The organism is Lactobacillus iners, from assembly GCF_011058775.1.
GTDB classification, from domain to species: Bacteria; Bacillota; Bacilli; order Lactobacillales; family Lactobacillaceae; genus Lactobacillus; species Lactobacillus iners.
This window is the reverse complement of the sequence record NZ_CP049230.1, coordinates 40,145-58,566: the sequence shown is the minus strand read 5'-3', so window position 1 is coordinate 58,566 and position 18,422 is coordinate 40,145. Positions and strand designations below refer to the sequence as shown.

The window sequence follows — 18,422 nt, the reverse complement described above, 5'->3', positions numbered from 1 at the left end:
CTGCATTTAAACATTTAATGCATGTTTTTATATAGTACATTAATTAAAACTTGCGTTTATAATATCATTATAAATATTAAAATTATCAGAATCAAAAACGCAAAAAATTATTTCAATATCGTAATTCTCATCTATAATCCATTTTCTACATGTTTCTATAGCAGTCATGGCAGCTATCTTTTTTGGATATTTATAGACACCTGTAGAAATACACGAAAAAGCTATACTTTTTAACTTATAGGCTTTAGCGATATTTAAACTATTTATATAGCATGAACTTAAAAGTTTTTTATTTTCACTAATTGTATGAAAAGGGTATATAGGACCAACTGTATGAATAATATATTTAGCTGGCAATTTAAATGCCTCTGTAATCTTAGCTTCACCTGTCATACAACCATTTAGTTTCCTACAAACTTCTTTCAATTCAGGACCCGCAGCCTGATGAATAGCACCATCAACGCCGCCACCACCTAATAGAGTCTTATTAGCAGCATTAACAATAGCATCAACTTTTAGTCTAGTTATATCCTCTTTTACAACTCTCAAATTCACAATTATTCCCCCTAATGAAAAAGAAGAAGATTTATACCTTCTTCTTTATAAAGTTACAATTATCTCCGATATAATCTTACAAAAACATTATACATGTACATCCATTATTTTTATACAGATCATTTATCCTACTCAAGAAAATTGCCAATAAGCTGTAAAACAAACCTAATCTAAAATTTAGACAATCACATTAATTGCAACTGGAAATAGTGCATTAGTAACAAAAAAAGAGGAGATATCTCTCCTCTTTTCGTTAGCTCCGGCTGTCAGGCTCGAACTGACGACAACCTGATTAACAGTCAGGTGCTCTACCAACTGAGCTAAGCCGGAATGACCGCACGGCAACGTCCTACCCTCGCAGGCAGTTTCCCACCAACTACTCTCGGCGTTAAGAACCTTAACTTCTGTGTTCGACATGGGAACAGGTGTTTCCTTCTTGCTTTCGCCACCGTACTCTTCCTTGAGCTTTTACACTCAAAACTGAATATAATCTCTGCTTCTTCCGAGCTATCTTTTTGGTCAAGTTCTCGACTTATTAGTACCGGTCCGCTCCAAGCATCACTGCTCTTCCACTCCCGGCCTATCTACCTCATCGTCTCTAAGGTGTCTTACTGCTTTCGCTTCGGAAATCTCATCTTGAGGGGGGCTTCGCACTTAGATGCTTTCAGCGCTTATCCCTTCCATACATAGCTACCCAGCGGTGCCTTTGGCAAGACAACTGGTACACCAGCGGTATGTCCATCCCGGTCCTCTCGTACTAAGGACAGCTCCTCTCAAATTTCCTACGCCCACGACGGATAGGGACCGAACTGTCTCACGACGTTCTGAACCCAGCTCGCGTGCCGCTTTAATGGGCGAACAGCCCAACCCTTGGGACCGACTTCAGCCCCAGGATGCGACGAGCCGACATCGAGGTGCCAAACCTCCCCGTCGATGTGAACTCTTGGGGGAGATAAGCCTGTTATCCCCAGGGTAGCTTTTATCCGTTGAGTGATGGCCTTTCCATGCAGTACCACCAGATCACTAAGCCCTACTTTCGTACCTGCTCGAGTTGTCTCTCTCGCAGTCAAGCTCCCTTCTACCTTTACACTCTGCGAATGATTTCCAACCATTCTGAGGGAACCTTTGGGCGCCTCCGTTACTCTTTAGGAGGCGACCGCCCCAGTCAAACTGCCCACCTGACACTGTCCTCTCACACGCTTAGTGTGACGAGTTAGAGGATCCATCAAACAAGGGTAGTATCCCAACATTGCCTCTGATAAAACTGGCGTCCTATCTTCTCTGGCTCCTACCTATCCTGTACATGTTTAACAAATACTCAATATCAAGCTACAGTAAAGCTCCATGGGGTCTTTCCGTCCTGTCGCGGGTAACCCGCATCTTCACGGGTATTATAATTTCACCGAGTCTCTCGTTGAGACAGTGCCCAAATCATTACACCTTTCGTGCAGGTCGGAACTTACCCGACAAGGAATTTCGCTACCTTAGGACCGTTATAGTTACGGCCGCCGTTTACTGGGGCTTCAATTCTAACCTTCGCTTTCGCTAAGCTATCCTCTTAACCTTCCAGCACCGGGCAGGTGTCAGTACCTATACGTCATCTTACGATTTTGCAGATACCTGTGTTTTTGATAAACAGTTGTTTGGGCCTCTTCACTGCGGCTGATTTCTCTTCAGCACCCCTTCTCCCTAAGTTACGGGGTTATTTTGCCGAGTTCCTTAACGAGAGTTCTCTCGCTCACCTGAGGATTCTCTCCTCGACTACCTGTGTCGGTTTGCGGTACGGGTACTCGCTCTCTGGCTAGAAGCTTTTCTTGGCAGTGTGACTTCATGACCTTCGCTACTTTGATTTCACTCCGCATCACGTCTCAAAATTGGCTACAAGCATTTGACTCGTATCCTCCCTTAACGCTTACACATGATTCCATCTCCATGCGTCATTAGCCTCCTGCGTCCCTCCTTCGCTCTTATCGATTACGAATAGTACAGGAATATCTACCTGTTGTCCATCGGCTACGCCTCTCGGCCTTACCTTAGGTCCCGACTTACCCTGGGCGGACGAGCCTGCCCCAGGAAACCTTAGTCTTTCGGCGGACAGGATTCTCACCTGTCTTTCGCTACTTATACCGGCATTCTCACTTCTAAACGCTCCAACAGTCCTCTCGATCTGCCTTCTCCGCCTTTAGAACGCTCTCCTACCACGCAGCTAACTGCATCCACGGTTTCGGTACTATGCTTAGCCCCGGTAAATTTTCGGCGCAGCGTCACTCGACTAGTGAGCTATTACGCACTCTTTAAATGGTGGCTGCTTCTGAGCCAACATCCTAGTTGTCTGTGCAACTCCACATCCTTTTCCACTTAGCATAGATTTTGGGACCTTAACCGGTGATCTGGGCTGTTTCCCTTTCGACTACGGATCTTATCACTCGCAGTCTGACTCCCGTGCATTGATATCTGGCATTCGGAGTTTATCTGGATTCAGTAACCCCTGACGGGCCCCTAGTCCAAACAGTGCTCTACCTCCATTATCATTCACACGAGGCTAGCCCTAAAGCTATTTCGGAGAGAACCAGCTATCTCCAAGTTCGTTTGGAATTTCACCGCTACCCACAACTCATCCCCGCAATTTTCAACTTGCGTGGGTTCGGTCCTCCAGCGTGTTTTACCACGCCTTCAACCTGGTCATGGGTAGGTCACTTGGTTTCGGGTCTGCGTCATGATACTATCTCGCCCTCTTCAGACTCGCTTTCGCTTCGGCTCCGTCTTTTCTGACTTAACCTTGCACCACAACGCAACTCGCCGGTTCATTCTACAAAAGGCACGCCATCACACTTTAACGTGCTCTGACTACTTGTAGGCACACGGTTTCAGGTTCTCTTTCACTCCCCTCCCGGGGTTCTTTTCACCTTTCCCTCACGGTACTGGTTCACTATCGGTCACTGGTTAGTATTTAGCCTTGCGAGATGGTCCTCGCGGATTCAATCGGGATTCCTCGTGTCCCGACCTACTCAGGATCCTGCTCACCTACTTTCCGGATTTCGCTTACGGGGCTCTCACCCTCTTTGGCTTATCTTCCCAGATAATTCTGCTATCCTTCCATTCGGCTTTTTACAGTCCTTCTACCCCTAATGGCAAGCCATTAGGTTTGGGCTCTTTCCTGTTCGCTCGCCGCTACTTGGGAAATCGATCTTTCTTTCTCTTCCTGCAGCTACTTAGATGTTTCAGTTCACTGCGTCTTCCTCCTTAATGCTATCTATTCACATTCAAGGTGACACCTCGCGGTGCCGGGTTCCCCCATTCGGATATCTCCGGATCTCTGCGTACTTACCGCTCCCCGAAGCATTTCGTCGTTTGTCACGTCCTTCATCGGCTTCCAGTGCCTAGGCATTCACCGTGCGCCCTTCTCTACTTGACCTATTCAAGTTGAGCTTCTCTCTTCTCGGTCGCTCTTTTTTCAATCTATTCTTTGATTGTCTCGGTTTTTGCTTTGATTATATTCAGTTTTCAATGTCCTAACTCTCGAGGATTTCTCCTCTATGGAGGTTAACGGGATCGAACCGATGACCTCCTGCGTGCAAAGCAGGCGCTCTCCCATCTGAGCTAAACCCCCATATATCCTTTTTGTGCACTATGCACAATGGGCCTAAATGGACTTGAACCATCGACCTCACGCTTATCAGGCGTGCGCTCTAACCAGCTGAGCTATAGGCCCGATATGCTGTCTGGTTGTTTATCCAAGTTCTAGAGGCGTAATACCCTCAAAACTAAACAAAGTTTCTTTGTGTGCTTTCCGCTTGGCTTCTCATATCCTTCTCTTAGCATCTCTGCTCTCCAGATACTTTCGCCTTCCTTAGAAAGGAGGTGATCCAGCCGCAGGTTCTCCTACGGCTACCTTGTTACGACTTCACCCTAATCATCTGTCCCGCCTTAGACGGCTGACTCCTTTCGGTTATCCCGCCGGCTTCGGGCGTTACAGACTCTCATGGTGTGACGGGCGGTGTGTACAAGGCCCGGGAACGTATTCACCGCAACGTGCTGATTTGCGATTACTAGCGATTCCAGCTTCATGCAGGCGAGTTGCAGCCTGCAATCCGAACTGAGAACGGCTTTCAGAGATCCGCTTGCCTTCACAGGGTCGCTTCTCGTTGTACCGTCCATTGTAGCACGTGTGTAGCCCAGGTCATAAGGGGCATGATGACTTGACGTCATCCCCACCTTCCTCCGGTTTGTCACCGGCAGTCTCATTAGAGTGCCCAACTTAATGCTGGCAACTAATGACAAGGGTTGCGCTCGTTGCGGGACTTAACCCAACATCTCACGACACGAGCTGACGACAGCCATGCACCACCTGTCTCATAGTCCCCGAAGGGAACATCTAATCTCTTAGACTGGCTATGGATGTCAAGACCTGGTAAGGTTCTTCGCGTTGCTTCGAATTAAACCACATGCTCCACCGCTTGTGCGGGCCCCCGTCAATTCCTTTGAGTTTCAACCTTGCGGTCGTACTCCCCAGGCGGAGTGCTTAATGCGTTAGCTGCAGCACTGAGAGGCGGAAACCTCCCAACACTTAGCACTCATCGTTTACGGCATGGACTACCAGGGTATCTAATCCTGTTCGCTACCCATGCTTTCGAGCCTCAGCGTCAGTAACAGACCAGAGAGCCGCCTTCGCCACCGGTGTTCTTCCATATATCTACGCATTTCACCGCTACACATGGAGTTCCACTCTCCTCTTCTGTACTCAAGCTCGACAGTTTCTGATGCAATTCTCCGGTTGAGCCGAAGGCTTTCACATCAGACTTATCGAGCCGCCTGCACTCGCTTTACGCCCAATAAATCCGGACAACGCTTGCCACCTACGTATTACCGCGGCTGCTGGCACGTAGTTAGCCGTGACTTTCTAATTGATTACCGTCAAACAAAGGTCAGTTACTACCCCTGTCCTTCTTCACCAACAACAGAGCTTTACGAGCCGAAACCCTTCTTCACTCACGCGGCGTTGCTCCATCAGACTTGCGTCCATTGTGGAAGATTCCCTACTGCTGCCTCCCGTAGGAGTTTGGGCCGTGTCTCAGTCCCAATGTGGCCGATCAGTCTCTCAACTCGGCTATGCATCATCGCCTTGGTAGGCCGTTACCCTACCAACTAGCTAATGCACCGCAGGTCCATCCAAGAGTGATAGCAGAACCATCTTTTAAACAGTTGATAGGCATCATCTGTTGTTATCCGGTATTAGCATCTGTTTCCAGGTGTTATCCCGATCTCTTGGGCAGGTTACCCACGTGTTACTCACCCGTCCGCCGCTAGCCTGTATCTTGTTTCACAGAGTGCAAGCACTCCGATCTTCAAGGCAGACTCGCTCGACTTGCATGTATTAGGCACGCCGCCAGCGTTCGTCCTGAGCCAGGATCAAACTCTCAATTTATTTTTAAATTGAACTGTTCTAGCTCATTTTCGATTTGTTTGATTTGTTATCTCAAATTTATTGCTTGCGAAATTGACTTCGCTTTTGTTTGGGGTCTTACCCCCGCACACAATTAGCGAAACTTTGTTCAGTTTTCAAGGTACTACGCACATCTAGTGCTTGTTTAGTTTATCATACTTAGTTCTGTTTGTAAAGAACTTTTTTCTCATAAACCTGCCGCTCACGTCTTATCCGTGACGACATTTAAAAATTATACATGATTGAAAAGTGTTTTTCAACTACTTTTTTTAATCTTTTTGACGTATAAATTAGCACTCTTTCGCACTAACAGCTATTACTTTACTATCATAAAGCTTAATGGTCAATACTTTTTGAGCTATTTTTTTATTTTATTTTTTTATACGAACATTGCTAAAAGTGAACATTTCAAGTATCTGTTTTACTATCCGAAAGTATAGCTTTTCGTCACGTTTTGTCATTAATATTATTCGTATTTTTTAAAAAACTATATGGTAGCTTTTTATAAACAAAAAAGTTATAAAAATTATTTTTTATAACTTTCTTGATTTTGTAATTTAGAATGTTTTACACCATAAAAAATATAAACCAGTAACCCAACTATCAGCCATAATGTAACCATTATTTTGGTCAATATAGGTAACATCAAAATAAAATATAAACTAAATATACCTGCTAAAACAGGTAACACTGGATAAAGTGGCATTTTAAATCCTTTATTAACTATATCTTTACGTTTACGCAATGGAATGATACCAAACGATATTAATGTAAAAGCTAACAATGTTCCAGCATTAATTAATGCTGCAAGCTCAAATAACGGCACTAATCCAGCAAAAAATGCTGCCACTATAGTAGCAATAATAATAGCATTATCAGGTACCTCTCTAAATTTATCAACTTTGCCCATAGCAGGTGGTAGCAAATGATCACGACCAAGAGCATATAGCAAACGAGATCCACCGAGCAGCATAGTTAACATAGCGGTAAAAATACCGATTAGAGCACCTAATGTAATTATTTTATTAAACGAATGCAAACCCACACTTTTTAATGCATATGCTGCAGGATCATCCACACCTAATTTTTTATAATTAACCATTCCCGTCAATACTAGAGAAAATGCTACATAAAGTACTACTGATATCAATACAGTACCTAAAATACCACGAACTACGTTTTTTTCTGGTTTAATAGTTTCAGCCGAATTGGATGCTAAGGCATCAAAACCAATAAAAGCAAAGAAAGCTGTTGCAGCAGCAGTAGATATACCTCCAATACCAAAAGGAGCAGTTTGAAACTTTTTAGGATAAAAAGGTATATAATTATCTGCTTTAATATAAAAAATGCCGATAATTATGAACAAAATGATGATAGAGACTTTAATAATTACGGCTATATTTTCTACACGCTTAGATAGATTTGCTCCTTGATATATTATAAATGCAACAATCAGCGTAATTAAAACCGCACTAAGATTAATAATTCCACCTTGCAAAGGCCCAGCTTGCAAGGATTTAGGTAAATTAAACCCAAAAGAGTTTAAAATATTATCATTAAAATACGAAGCAAAACCAGTAGCTTCAGCCGAAACCGCTAAGAAATACTCTAATAATAGCGACCAGCCTAATATCCAACCAACTATTTCGCCATATATGATGGATCCGAAAGAATAAGCTGAACCAGCTACAGGCATTGCAGAAGAAAATTCAGCATAAGCCATACCAACAATGCCAGATACCACAGCTGCTAATAAAAAAGCTACTGCAACAGCTGGACCTGAATGATCCGCTGCTTCATGACCAGGTAATATAAATATTCCAGTTCCGATAACTGCACCTATACCTAAAGCTATCAAGTCTCGTGCATTCAGGCTTCTAACTAAACGTGCATCTGATTTAAGATATGTATCAATAGATACTTTCTTAAAAAAATTACTCATAAAAAAATAACTCCTAGTAATATAGTTTATAGTTTTTTAATAATTAATTAATAAATAATATAAAACTAACGACTATTATACTTGATTTAATATAAATAAAAAAGACATTTTGCTAAATTTTATTGTCATAAATATTAACTTAAAGTTACAATTTAAGTATAGGTATAGTAGGATTTTGCCAGGAGGGGGAAACCATGACATACATTGACATAAAAAATTGCACTAAAATATTTAAAAATGGTATGGAGAAAATCTATGCTAATAATAATATTAATTTTGTAATAAATAGAGGTGAACTAGTCATCATTTTAGGATCTTCTGGTGCTGGAAAATCAACTCTATTAAATATTTTAGGTGGTATGGAGAATTGCAGTTCAGGAGACATCATAATAGATGGCAAAAATATATCTCATTACTCACATAAAAAACTAACACAATACCGCCGATATGATGTAGGATTTGTTTTTCAATTCTATAACTTGATACCAAATTTAACTGCCAAAGAAAATGTAGAATTAGCAGCAGAATTAGTCGCCAATGCTATGCCAGCAGATAAAGCATTAAAATTAGTTGGACTAGAAAATCGCATGAACAATTTTCCCTCTCAACTATCTGGTGGCGAACAACAAAGAGTAGCTATCGCACGAGCTATAGCCAAAAATCCAAAATTACTTTTATGCGACGAACCAACAGGAGCATTAGATTATAAAACTGGTAAAAAAATACTCAATCTTTTGCAAACAATGTGTCATAACTCTGGTGTTACAACTATTATCGTGACACATAACAGTGCCATTGCTCCTATAGCCGACAAAATTATTCATATACAAGATGGACAAGTTAAAAAAATAGATATTAATTCTGATCCCACATCTATTGATGACATAGAATGGTAGGCGATTTTTATGAATAAAAAAGTTTTATGGCGTTATAGTATTCACTCAATTACTAATTCCATCACCAGGTTTATAGCAATCACACTTCTTTTAGGATTAGGAACTTTTGCATTATTAGGTTTAAAAAGCACTGGACCCGACATGCGTGCAATTGGTCGCCAATTTTTTGTCAAACAAAATTTAGCAGACCTAATCATTACTTCTAATTATGGTATCGATAATATAGATAAAAAACTTTTACACAATTTTAAAGATACAGCTAAATTAGAATGTGGATATCAACAAGATGTAATAACTAAGAAAAATAACTTGGCAATTAGAATTTTTTCAAAGCCCAAAAACATTAGCATCCCTAAAGTAGTTACTGGAAAAATGCCTAGCAAAGCTAATGAAATTGCCTTATCTTTCTTATTACAGAACAAATTTCATATAGGTCAAACTATCACCTTTAAACATTCAGCAACGATTAAATCACATTCTTTCAAAATAGTTGGTTTTATCAAATCGCCTGAATATTTAGACCGCTCTTTTGTTGGACAAACTAATATTGGTAATGGAAGACTAGATGGATTTGCAACTATTACCAAAGGTAATTTTCAAAGTCCTGTCTACCATGTCGCTCGCTTAAAATTAAAAAAAGTCAAACATATTGACCCTTACAACAAAAAATACAATCAGTTTGTTTATTCTGACCAGCAAAAATTATATAAACTATTGAATGCAAACCTTAGCCATAAAGATATGCAAGCTAATTTGTTTAAAAATACTTTAGGATTACCATATTATACGGTACAAAGCAGAGATAACCTGGAAAGCTACACGCAGTATATCTCTAACTCAAAAAAAATTGATATTTTATCAAATGTCTTTCCTGTATTTCTTTTTGCAGTTGCCGGATTAGTAACTTTTTCAACAATGACGCGTTTTATTGATAGTGACCGAATCAATATAGGTACATTAAAAGGTCTGGGATATTCTAATTTAGATATTGCATTACAATTCGTTATTTTCAGCACATTAGCTAGCAGCTTAGGAATTTTTATAGGTGCTTATACAGGCTTTAACTACTTACCTAATATAATTAGGAAAGCTTATTTAGCAAATTCCATCCTTAATGACCAGCTGATTAATTTAATATCCGTACCTTTACTAATTGAAGCTATTATTATCTGTGTATTATCAACTATTGTCGCTTCTATGTGGGCTCTTTGGGGTGCACTCAGGGAGGAGCCTAAAGCATTATTACTACCTAAGCAGCCAAAATTAGGGTCTTCTATTTTACTGGAAAAAATTCCTCCTTTATGGAATAGATTATCCTTTTCCTTAAAAATAACTGCTAGAAATGTTTTCCGATTTAAAAGTAGAATGTTCATGACAATTTTGGGTATAGCAGGTTGTTGTGCTTTATTAGTCATGGGGTTAGGAATTCGGGATTCGTTAAAAGAAATTGCTGATACGCAATATGGCGATATTATCAAATATGATTTGATTGCATTACATAACCATCAAATACCACAAAATAATAGTCATTACCAATCAATCATTAATGATAACTATGTTAAACGACACACATACATAAACTATAAAGTATGTCATACTAAACAACCACATAAATTTATTGATTCTAATATTCAAGTAATTACTTTTGCAGATAAGAACGTTTTAAAAAAATATTTTGACTTACGCAATAGACGAAACAAAGAACGTTATTTACTAAATTCATCTGGTGCTATCATTAATGAAAAATTAGCTAAAATAATGCATGTCAAAGTAGGAGATAAACTTACTTTTAAAGATAATTATAACCATACAAAAAAGGTGACTATTAGCCACATATGTGAAATGTATTTAGGTCACTATCTATTCATGAATCGAAAAACTTATCAAAAAGTTTTTCAAACAAGCTATACATCTAATGCAGACATGATTTCTCTGAAATCGCATAAAGATTTAAACAAATTTAATGAAAAACTGCTAAAAACAAATAATTTGCAAACGATTCTATCTAATCAAACATCATTTAAAACATTAAAAAACTTTACTGGCAACTTGACTGAAGTAATAATAATTTTAATTATAATGGCTATTATGTTGGCTTTAATAGTTATCTACAATTTAACAAATATCAATATGCTCGAGCGAATACGTGAAATAGCAACCCTTAAGGTTCTGGGATATTTTTCTATAGAAGCTACAATGTATATTTATCGCGAGACTATTATTCTAGCTATATTTGGAATTTTTGGAGGCTGGTTTTTAGGATTTTTACTACACAAATTCATCATTGTACAACTACCTCCTAGTTTTGCAATGTTTGATCCTAATATATATCTTGATAATTTATTAATATCTGCAATTATTCCCCTAGTTGTTACAACAATCTTAGCATTCATCATCCATTTTAAAATAAAGAAACAAGACATGTTACAAGCGTTACAGTCTGTAGAATAACAAAAAAGCTAATCTATCTCAAAATAGATTAGCTTTTTTCAAAGCATTTTTTTAATTAGATAAACCTAATATCAGCTTATTCATAGTAGCACGCAATGCAAAGAATCTTTTAATAGGCATATTAGTTTGTACAATAATAGCATTGGAGCCGTCTTTAGATATACGTACAAAATTACTAAAGCCGTAGCCATAACCATTACATGATTTAAATGATACAAAATTGTAAAATCCACCCATATAGTTAGAGCCATCATTTTTATTATTGACCTTATTAAATAATTCTTTTATTGATTGATTAGAGATAATCTTACCTTGCAGAATATATCTAATAGTCTTGTACAAATCAGCATTAGACATATATATATTGCCTGCACCTACTAATCCATGCAACTGGTTAATATCAATATTAACTTTTACTAATGGATTAGATACGTTATCCAATGATTGATAACTATTAACCGCTCCTATTTCTAACATTTTTGCAGGTTTAGACCAAGCAAAAGCTGTATGTTTTAATGCTAACGGCTTAATGTATGTAGCAGTGAATAATTGTTCATACGTTTTATGAGTAATCTTTTCTAGAATACCTGATATCAATACATAATTAAAGGAATCATAATATCGCTTGTTATACAACTTCGGTGAGAAAATTATATTCTTCTTGATATCATATCTTATACCAGCTTGATTTGATTTAAAGGTCGACGTCCCTAATATCGCACGAGGACGTGTAGCTAAACCTGATGTCATGCTTAATAATTGAGATATAGAAATCTTATCAGCAGATGGTACTTGCGGATAAAACTTAGACAACTTATCCGATAAACTTAAGCGTCCCTTCTCTACTTGTTTCATGAGCATAACAGCTGTCATAACTTTTTGCGTAGAATTAATTAAATAACTCGAATTAGGTAATGTTTCCTTTTTCATATCATAATCTGCATAAGAGTTTTGATAATTTAAAAATGGTTTGTTATTTTTAATAACTAGCACATTTCCACGCACTTTAGCATTATCAAGGGCTTGTTTAATATGTAACTGAGCTTGTTTCTTAGGTGTTAACTGCTTAGTTGTATGTTTAATATTAACTTTATTAGCCCATGTTTTACTAAAATAATAATTTTTTAGATTGTATGATATTGGTATATTACATTGTTTCATCAATGGTCTTACATACTTGTCAACTTCAAGCCAACCATTCCAACCCAAATGAATCGTATCTTCCATAAAGTATGGCTTACCACCATCTCTAGAAAGATCCGCAATATTATAAAAGCCTTGACTAATTAACTGTTGCTTAATCTTAGCAACGGTTTTTTGATACATTTTGGAAGAAAGTCCTGTATAATCACTCCATTTTTTATTAACAGGAGGGATAACAAACAAAACATTAACATGTTCTTTAGCAAATTCACTCAAAACCAATTGCAAATCAGAGTATTCTGGCGATTTAGTATAATTAAACGTCTTTTGAGCTCCTTTTAAGCGTTGTAAATTAGCATTGTTAAGTCTCTTAGTATAAAATTGATTAGCAATTCCAAAAGAATTATTATTAGTATTTAATTTTCCTTCAAGAGTAGCAACTTCATGCAACTTATTTAGATCGTACTTATCAGGTAACTTTTCCGATACTTTTTTGATATGGTCCACATTATCATCACAGAACATAGAAGTGAAAAAATTATCTTCATTCAAAAGCATCCGTCGACGTATTCTAAACCACAAAAGTTGCTCAGGTGTTAATTTCTTGCCAGAAGCAATCATCATTAATGCATAATTAGTTATAACATTAGAATTAATAGCCACTTTGGGCATTGACAACAAACGCCTTGCAACATATCTAGTCGCTATACTATCTTTAGCAGATAAAAGCCAATTAACTAATTGTAACTGTGAAAAGTATAAACCAAAAGCATTAGGATTCTGTCCTTGTTTCGTAAACCATTGAGGCGAAATAATATACACGGCCTTCTTATTCTGCAATTGTTGCACAGTCTCTTGCATATTAAAAAATTGCGTTAATGATTGGCTACCTGGTCCCCCCAATAAAAAGGGCTTATAATCACGTTTATATTTATACGCTAAGACACTAGGATGGCAACAATCCATACGTAACAATTCACTTGATCCATAAAATGGCACATACTCTTTGCTAAATGCTGCTTGTTTAATTTCCTGTCCCTTGAATATATTTTTAGAACAAGATACTGACGCTTTATACAAAAGCTGTTCTGATTTTATATCAGTTGTCCACGGATACAATAAAACTAATTCTAATAAAACAAAGGCACAAATAAGCGGACCAAAAATATGCAGTAATCTGCTTTTACTATTCATTTTTTAAACTTTCTACTTTTGCAATTATTTTATTAACAGTGTTCCATTCATCTCTGTTAAATTCAGATACAGGTGCAGTAACGTCACACTGTTCTTGCAACTCTAGAAGTAATTGAACTGTAGCCATTGAATCTAGTAACCCTGTATCAAATAAGTTATCATCCATACGAGAAGACAAATCTTCTCCTGTTAATTCATTTAAAATGTCCAAAACAATTTGCTTAATATCCATTATTATATATTCCTTTCAATATCAATATACAAACTTGACTTAAATTTATTTGAACCATAGAGTATCTAAAAATCCAGAGAAAATCAAGAAACCAAAACATACAATGTTAATAGTCAAAAATATGGAAAACGATTCTGTAAACTTATTATGTGGTATATGATCGCTATGCTTTTTCTTAAATCGCAACCAAATGTCATTAATAATAATAGCTACAGCATGAAAAATACCATATACAATATAATACCATGTTATACCATGCCAAAAACCCATTATTAAGAAATTCAATAAATAAGCTATTTGAGACAACCTAATTCTATTCCTAATCAATCGCTTTTTCATTGCAAAAAAAGTAAATCTCATAAAAATAAAATCACGGAACCAAAAAGACAAAGTCATATGCCAACGATTCCAAAAATCTTTTATATTTTTCGAAATAAATGGCTTATTGAAATTAACAGGAGTATTGATACCCATAAAATAGGATGTACCTACAGCAAACAAAGAATAACCTGCAAAGTCAAAAAATAAGTACATACTATAACAATACATATATCCCACTAATGCCCATGACAACCTAAGTCCTCCATTAGCTTTACCAATAAATAATGCGGTTTTAGCTAATTGCGGTAACCATAACGTACCAAAGACATAACCAATAATAAATTTATATAAAAAGCCTTGAAAAATATAAAAAGTACCTTTTTCTAAATAATCTAAGTACTGATCTCTAGTTGGAGCTGTGTCATAGTCTTTCTGAAACCGTCTATACCTATCAATAGGACCTGACGAAATCGTAGGGAAAAATAACAAAAAACGTGCATAAGTAACTGGATCAACAGATTTTATCGTCTTATCACGCAATTCCATAATAACTTGAACAGTTTTAAAAGTTAAATATGATATTCCAACAAATCCTATGAGGCTTGAAACGTCGGTTGGAACTAATGGTGCAATTTTAACTAAAGCTAAGGGCAAAATAGATGCAATAACCGCACAAACAAAAACCTTAGTACTGTTCTTCCCTTTTTTTAAATACTTTTGATATAGGAACGTTATCAGAAATTGAAAAATAACATATCCTATAATTTGCACCCCTTGTATCCATTCAGAACCTGAAAACATTAAGAATAAAAAAAGAAATGAAATAAACGCTTCATAATTTTTATATCTTTTGCCATTATAAAGACCAATAATCAAAGGCAACAAAGCTATAAATAAAATGATAAAGTAACGAGGGTTAGTATACGGCTGCAGATTGATCACGCGTTATTAACCTCCTTAATGACTTGTTTAATATTTACTTTGCCATTTTGCGATATTGGCAACTTATCCTTATAAACAAATCTTTGTGGTATCATATACGGCATAACTTCTTTTTCCAAACTCTCACGAATTTGCTGTGTTATTTCTTTTTCAGAGTACTTTTCCTTAACTCCTTCGGCCAATTCCACCACCGCTACTAATTGTTGTACTTTATTATCTTTATTATATTTAGGAGCAACAACACCATAACGTACTAATGGATTTTTCGATAAATAGAAATTAATTTCTTCTAGTTCAATACGAAAGCCATTAAATTTAATTTGAAAATCGATACGACCACGGTAAAATAACATACCATCCTCAAAAAATCCTAAGTCACCAACGCGATAACTAGGGTACTTTTGTCCATCTTGATGGAAAAAGACCTTCTTAGTTCTTTCAGGATCATTCATATAACCTTTAGAAACAGTAGGACCAGTGACAACAATCTCACCCTGTGATTCTTTTTGTCCTTTAGTAGTATCAATAGTTATTACAGTATCTTCCTTTACTTTACCAATAGGTAAACGGTTATACTTTTTCAGAATTTCATCCGTTATTTCAACTTGAGTAATTGCCACTGTGGTTTCAGTAGGACCATATGTATTAAAGATGTGACTATTACTAAATTTGTTATGCAACATTTGTGCAGTCCTATGACCAAATTCTTCACCGCATAATAAAAAGTGTGTTATGTCAGGATGATGTTCCTGATTGAATGTTGGATCTAAAAAGCACATTTCCACAAATGAAGGTGTAGATACCCAGACATTAAATTTCAAATTAGGTAAAATCTTAAATAATTGACCCAAATTAGATGTTATTTCATGCGGCATAACAACAATGCTACCGCCAGATAATAGAGCTGGATATATGCTCATTACAGATACATCAAAAGAATAAGTAACCTGTGCCAAGAATTTAGGTCTGTCTGGCAATTTGAAATCGGCAAATTCCCAATTTAAGAAACTAACAACATTGTTATAACTAATTTGAACACCCTTAGGCTTTCCTGTAGTGCCTGAAGTAAATAGAATGTAAAAGTTATCATCACCAGCTACAAAATCAGCTTCATTTATCTTAACACTGTCAATTTTGTCTATATCTGATGGCACAATAACATTTACGCCTTCCACGGCAACAGGTAGTGGATCCACCGCTATAACAGTAGTAGCCTTAGAAACATCTTGTATCATAAATAAACGATCACTGTTAGAATATGATGCAATTGGAATATAAGCATGTCCTGATTTTAAGCAACCCAAAAAAGCTGCAATAACATCAAACGTTTGACCTCCCCAGATCATAATAGGCTCTTTAGATGCTAATCCTAAAGAATTAATTTTAGTAGCGTACTGATCTGAACGCAATTTCAATTCACCATATGTTTTTGTATTTCCTAGGTAATCATATGCTAATCGATGTGGATCTTCTAATGCAATCCCATCTATTTTTTGAATTATATCTTTGATCATTTATTAATACCTTTCAAATTAGAAATCCTTATATATAAATTTTGCTGCTCCAATACCACTATATGAATATAGATATACTAAAACTAGCAATATTGCAAAATAAAATAATGTTTTCAAGACAAATATACTTATATTCTTTAAACATGTCTTATTTTTATCATTTATTTTAATCATAATTCCCCCCTAAACATACCATGATTAAATTTTACAACAATATTTCAAAAACGGATATTTATTTATTTGATTGTTCTAGATTTTTTTAATTTATAATAAGCTATACACAAAAAAACTCCTTGAATTATCGATACCAAACAAATACATATTATTATTCTACGTAACATTATACTAGTAATATACCAGCTAGGCTCTGCTGAAGTAGCTAACATATAAGCCGAATATAGAATAACAATAACTAGGGAAACAATAAACATTGGTTGGTGTGTATAATTATACATTTGCAAGATTATATATGCTACAAATATTCCTAACCATCCTGAAATTCTTATCCATCTGCGGACTCCGGGCAAGATCATAATAATTGTTACCTTTCTAACTTCCTAACAACGCATTAATATTAACCGATAAAATTCTATCCATTACCATCATATTATCTCGAGCATAAGCTTTGGAGCCAGATTCAAATAACATTAATAATTGACCATCTACCGCATGTATTTGTTCTAGATATGGTGGCAAATTGACTACTTTATCAGCTTTACTATTATCTAAATTATTTAAAGCAGATGTAGAATAAAAATATAACTTGGAATCTTGACTGCCATAGGATTGACTTAAAATAATTCTATTTTGATAAAATGCTAAGCCTTGGATTTGCGGATCAAGACCTGCACTCCCAGATCCTAAAGCCCAAGAGACTTCCCCTGTGACTGCCTTAATTTGATCACTAATAATTGTTCCTTTATAAGGTTTAGTTCTAGAAATAGGATATGATACTATTTGCCCCTTACAATATTTATTAAAAAGACATATAAATAATTGATTATCATAATATGTAACGCAGGAAGCCCGTTCTACAGTTGGTAAAGTTACAATATGGTCATATTGGACGGACTTATGTTTTTTCTTATAATCATATCTTTTTAGTTTTTTTAATGAAAAGGACATCAAAGCAGCCTGACCATTTTGGCGACCAGTGATCCAAATATTATGAGCTACAGGATCATATGTAATGCCCCCTAAATGTGGTCTACCAGGCACTTGGATAGTCTTAACATATTTTTGCGTATGACTATTAATAACATATATTACTGAAGCATGTCTATTTTTTGCATCATAAGCTGATACCAAAATATACTTATCTGCTATTGTAATCCCTTGTGGTGTCATTTCATCAGCTTCTGTGATCTTCTTTTTTGTATAATCATATACTCTAGTCACTACTAATCCTGGAATAATTACATTTGAACCGATATGGCTTTGTGAAGGAGCATCAAACGCAGCCTGATATATATTAGGGTATCGTTCCGACAATCTCTTTTTATATGCATATGAACTATTATAACTTGGACTGATACTATTACCATCAGCAGCTTTGATTAAGGCAGGTCTACTATATACATTGATTTTTACGCTTTTATGTTCTAAATAAGAATGATATGCAATAAAAGAAATAATAACCATAAGTGATAAAGATAGGATAATAAAGCAACTTCTAAGTACCTTTTTAAAAATTTTCATCATCATCCCCCTCAAATCTTCATTGTACTATAGGCATATAACTGTGTAAAATATTTATACTACTTCGCTTAATGGGATTTTACAATGAATA

At 36.4% G+C, this 18,422-nt stretch carries 10 protein-coding genes, 3 tRNA genes and 3 rRNA genes; 2 read left to right on the top strand and 14 right to left on the bottom strand.

Annotated elements, in window-relative coordinates; translation table 11 throughout:
- Window positions 1–39: 39 nt before the first annotated feature.
- The 8 genes from G6Z82_RS00265 to G6Z82_RS00230 all read right to left on the bottom strand — a co-directional run bounded on the left by G6Z82_RS00265 (window position 40) and on the right by G6Z82_RS00230 (window position 7,940).
- Window positions 40–555, bottom strand: a complete 516-nt coding sequence (locus G6Z82_RS00265) for an O-acetyl-ADP-ribose deacetylase (RefSeq protein ID WP_006729705.1) — start codon at window positions 553–555, stop codon at window positions 40–42.
- A gap of 257 nt (window positions 556–812) precedes the next feature.
- Window positions 813–885, bottom strand: a tRNA-Asn gene (locus tag G6Z82_RS00260).
- 6 nt (window positions 886–891) lie between these two features.
- Window positions 892–1,008 (bottom strand): 5S ribosomal RNA (gene rrf, locus G6Z82_RS00255).
- Window positions 1,009–1,070: 62 nt separating this feature from the next.
- A 23S ribosomal RNA gene (locus G6Z82_RS00250) occupies window positions 1,071–3,970 on the bottom strand.
- Window positions 3,971–4,092: 122 nt separating this feature from the next.
- Window positions 4,093–4,165: transfer RNA gene (locus G6Z82_RS00245), tRNA-Ala, on the bottom strand.
- Window positions 4,166–4,193: 28 nt separating this feature from the next.
- Window positions 4,194–4,267, bottom strand: a tRNA-Ile gene (locus G6Z82_RS00240).
- A 142-nt stretch (window positions 4,268–4,409) separates the two neighbouring features.
- A 16S ribosomal RNA gene (locus G6Z82_RS00235) occupies window positions 4,410–5,980 on the bottom strand.
- The 16S, 23S and 5S rRNA genes sit together here with 3 tRNA genes alongside, the layout of an rRNA operon.
- Window positions 5,981–6,524: 544 nt before the next feature.
- Window positions 6,525–7,940 carry an APC family permease gene (locus G6Z82_RS00230; RefSeq protein WP_006733293.1) on the bottom strand — a complete coding sequence of 472 codons (1,416 nt, stop codon included), beginning with the start codon at window positions 7,938–7,940 and terminating at the stop codon, window positions 6,525–6,527.
- Between the two features lie 194 nt (window positions 7,941–8,134).
- Here G6Z82_RS00230 and G6Z82_RS00225 point away from each other — a divergent pair, with 194 nt between their 5' ends.
- Together G6Z82_RS00225 and G6Z82_RS00220 are read left to right on the top strand one after the other, a co-directional pair.
- Window positions 8,135–8,836 carry an ABC transporter ATP-binding protein gene (locus G6Z82_RS00225; protein ID WP_006730817.1) on the top strand — a complete coding sequence of 234 codons (702 nt, stop codon included), beginning with the start codon at window positions 8,135–8,137 and terminating at the stop codon, window positions 8,834–8,836.
- A 9-nt stretch (window positions 8,837–8,845) separates the two neighbouring features.
- Complete coding sequence (locus G6Z82_RS00220) at window positions 8,846–11,287, top strand: ABC transporter permease (protein ID WP_164785672.1); 2,442 nt, start codon at window positions 8,846–8,848, stop codon at window positions 11,285–11,287.
- A gap of 51 nt (window positions 11,288–11,338) precedes the next feature.
- On the opposite strand, the gene dltD is transcribed toward G6Z82_RS00220, so the two are convergent.
- The 6 genes from dltD to G6Z82_RS00190 all read right to left on the bottom strand — a co-directional run bounded on the left by dltD (window position 11,339) and on the right by G6Z82_RS00190 (window position 18,331).
- Window positions 11,339–13,624: a D-alanyl-lipoteichoic acid biosynthesis protein DltD gene (gene dltD / locus G6Z82_RS00215; RefSeq protein WP_006738031.1), complete on the bottom strand. Its 2,286-nt coding sequence runs from the start codon at window positions 13,622–13,624 to the stop codon at window positions 11,339–11,341.
- The gene (dltC, locus tag G6Z82_RS00210; protein WP_006729242.1) at window positions 13,617–13,856 is read right to left on the bottom strand and encodes a D-alanine--poly(phosphoribitol) ligase subunit DltC; all 240 of its coding nucleotides are present in this window, start codon (window positions 13,854–13,856) and stop codon (window positions 13,617–13,619) included. Before dltC ends, dltD begins: the two co-directional genes overlap by 8 nt.
- A gap of 45 nt (window positions 13,857–13,901) precedes the next feature.
- The gene (gene dltB, locus G6Z82_RS00205) at window positions 13,902–15,119 is read right to left on the bottom strand and encodes a D-alanyl-lipoteichoic acid biosynthesis protein DltB (RefSeq protein ID WP_164785671.1); all 1,218 of its coding nucleotides are present in this window, start codon (window positions 15,117–15,119) and stop codon (window positions 13,902–13,904) included.
- Window positions 15,116–16,633 (bottom strand): D-alanine--poly(phosphoribitol) ligase subunit DltA, encoded by a 1,518-nt coding sequence (gene dltA, locus G6Z82_RS00200; protein ID WP_006729244.1) that lies wholly within the window; start codon window positions 16,631–16,633, stop codon window positions 15,116–15,118. The genes dltB and dltA overlap by 4 nt, the downstream gene beginning before the upstream one ends.
- Before the next feature lie 18 nt (window positions 16,634–16,651).
- On the bottom strand, window positions 16,652–16,807 hold the full coding sequence (locus tag G6Z82_RS00195) for a teichoic acid D-Ala incorporation-associated protein DltX (protein ID WP_006729245.1): 156 nt from the start codon (window positions 16,805–16,807) through the stop codon (window positions 16,652–16,654).
- A 375-nt stretch (window positions 16,808–17,182) separates the two neighbouring features.
- Window positions 17,183–18,331, bottom strand: a complete 1,149-nt coding sequence (locus G6Z82_RS00190) for a YncE family protein (RefSeq protein ID WP_006734683.1) — start codon at window positions 18,329–18,331, stop codon at window positions 17,183–17,185.
- Between the last annotated feature and the right edge of the window lie 91 nt (window positions 18,332–18,422).

Coding starts and splice junctions, on each gene's coding strand:
- G6Z82_RS00230 (WP_006733293.1), bottom strand. CDS start 7,940: ATGAGTAATTTTTTTAAGAAAGTATCTATTGATACATATCTTAAATCA.
- G6Z82_RS00225 (WP_006730817.1), top strand. CDS start 8,135: ATGACATACATTGACATAAAAAATTGCACTAAAATATTTAAAAATGGT.
- G6Z82_RS00220 (WP_164785672.1), top strand. CDS start 8,846: ATGAATAAAAAAGTTTTATGGCGTTATAGTATTCACTCAATTACTAAT.
- dltD (WP_006738031.1), bottom strand. CDS start 13,624: ATGAATAGTAAAAGCAGATTACTGCATATTTTTGGTCCGCTTATTTGT.
- dltC (WP_006729242.1), bottom strand. CDS start 13,856: ATGGATATTAAGCAAATTGTTTTGGACATTTTAAATGAATTAACAGGA.
- dltA (WP_006729244.1), bottom strand. CDS start 16,633: ATGATCAAAGATATAATTCAAAAAATAGATGGGATTGCATTAGAAGAT.
- G6Z82_RS00195 (WP_006729245.1), bottom strand. CDS start 16,807: ATGATTAAAATAAATGATAAAAATAAGACATGTTTAAAGAATATAAGT.
- G6Z82_RS00190 (WP_006734683.1), bottom strand. CDS start 18,331: ATGAAAATTTTTAAAAAGGTACTTAGAAGTTGCTTTATTATCCTATCT.